The sequence below is a fragment of the Bartonella sp. AD328YNZD genome, assembly GCF_042196425.1.
Genome location: NZ_JBHIQG010000896.1, coordinates 1 through 515 on the forward strand (window position 1 = coordinate 1; position 515 = coordinate 515).

1 protein-coding gene is annotated in these 515 nt (G+C 33.8%); it reads right to left on the reverse strand.

Annotated features, from left to right (window positions below; genetic code table 11):
- On the reverse strand, positions 1 to 75 hold a 75-nt coding region (locus tag ACFIO3_RS15635), incomplete at its 3' end, for an adenylosuccinate synthetase (RefSeq protein WP_375704838.1).
- Positions 76 to 515 lie beyond the last annotated feature (440 nt).

Genomic DNA, 515 nt, shown 5'->3' on the forward strand with positions numbered 1-515 from the left:
CTCAGACAACCAATCTACAATTTTACCTTTGCCTTCATCACCCCATTGTGTACCGACAACAACTACATTGGCCATAACTTTCTCCGTCGTGTTTGGTCAAAAAAACCAGCATTCAAAAACAAATGCTTCCTTATAACGAAACCTTAGAGCAAGTGCGACTCCTCATTTCAGATTTTTTTCAATCTTCAAGTGATTAAATTTTACAATTTATGATAATAAAAATAAACAAATACCAAAATATTCTCAATCTGTCATTTTTGCCACAAAACGCAAAAAGATAGAGATTTTAATTTGTGCTTTACCTAACACCTGACAAAGCATTCATTTTCCCTTCTTTCTTTCACAATTCATGTAATATTCAGAAGCCATTTCTCTGACACAAGAATACGAAAGATCATCATAACCTCTCGTATCCTTTTTCTGTTTAAAAACGCGTTGCAAAAATCGCCAGTAATTATTTAAAGCTGTGCTTTTTCAACTTGGAACGCCCATTCAAGCCATTGTGTTAAAATTTC